This is a genomic window from Alkalitalea saponilacus, from assembly GCF_900168165.1.
In the GTDB taxonomy this organism is placed as follows: Bacteria; Bacteroidota; Bacteroidia; order Bacteroidales; family Marinilabiliaceae; genus Natronoflexus; species Natronoflexus saponilacus.
This window is the reverse complement of the sequence record NZ_FUYV01000093.1, coordinates 1-1,092: the sequence shown is the minus strand read 5'-3', so window position 1 is coordinate 1,092 and position 1,092 is coordinate 1. Positions and strand designations below refer to the sequence as shown.

At 29.6% G+C, this 1,092-nt stretch carries 1 protein-coding gene; it reads right to left on the bottom strand.

Features of this window, described 5'->3' with window-relative positions; genetic code table 11:
• Positions 1–79: 79 nt before the first annotated feature.
• Positions 80–967, bottom strand: a complete 888-nt coding sequence (locus tag B5X70_RS17795; RefSeq protein ID WP_079559248.1) for a hypothetical protein — start codon at positions 965–967, stop codon at positions 80–82.
• Positions 968–1,092 lie beyond the last annotated feature (125 nt).

Here is a 1,092-nt window from a genome sequence, read left to right as displayed (position 1 = left end):
GGGGTTTTATTCTGAAATTGTAGATGTTTCTGGCTAAAACTACTATTTTTAAAGAGCAATAAATTCTACTGAAGATTATTTAGGACAGTATTGATATGAATTGAAATCCTACAATTTGAATATTGTTAATTAAATGCATTAGAACTGATTCAAATCTCAGTTTCATTTTGTCAGTTCCTCCCAAGTAGTTAACAACCTCTTTAGTGTAATTTAAATTTATAAATACTTCTGCTAATCTAATTACTCTGTATATATCTTGAGTCCAATCAAGAATCAATTTTAGTTGCTCAAAACTTATATTTAATGTTTTTATATTCCTCTTTCCATATTCAATTTCAATTGAGTCCTTAGTTATGTTAAAAGTCTTATGTGCGGAAATGTTTCTCCATTGATTCGTTGAAATCGAGAAATATGGGTCTTTCAAATATAAAGTCGCTGGAACACTCTCAGAAACTGGAAAGTTTTGTATAATTTGACCAAAATCAATTTTTGAATTATCGTAATAACCCCCTGTAGTATAATAATTTATAAAATTATCAAATAGTCTAAATCTTGGCTTGAATACCCCCTCTAATATTTCATCAATTACTTTGAAATAATAACTCATTTTATCTCTTTCAGAAAAATCGGCAGGATTCGGTTGAATAATAGCATTGGTCATCCATTTAAAATCGGTGCTAGAAATTTCATAAAATGAATCTGATATTTGTTTAATTGCCAATTGCTCGTCACGTTCAAAACACTCCCTAAAAATCAAAAATGTCCAATTAAAAAGAGTCAAATAAACTGGTTTTTCTGAAAACTTGATGTAATTAATTATTTCAGTCCTTAATACCTCTTTATTGGAATTAAAAATCTGGTCGTTACGAAAATATGTTCTAAATTTTACTCTTATTAAATCATTCCAATCATCAACTGAAAAGTCATTTGTAAACTTTAGATGCTTATATAGCTCATCAGATTTCATTCATTTTCTCTATTTGCAGGATGTTTCTTATAATATCGGGTAGCTTACGCCCCCTAAGAACTGCGCATGATAGTTTCCCATCACGCAGCTCGGGCATTTCTAAAAGTGTCTTGATAAATACACTC

Bases quoted from the DNA above. Each gene is read 5' to 3' on its own strand.
- B5X70_RS17795 (WP_079559248.1), bottom strand. From the start codon at position 967: ATGAAATCTGATGAGCTATATAAGCATCTAAAGTTTACAAATGACTTT.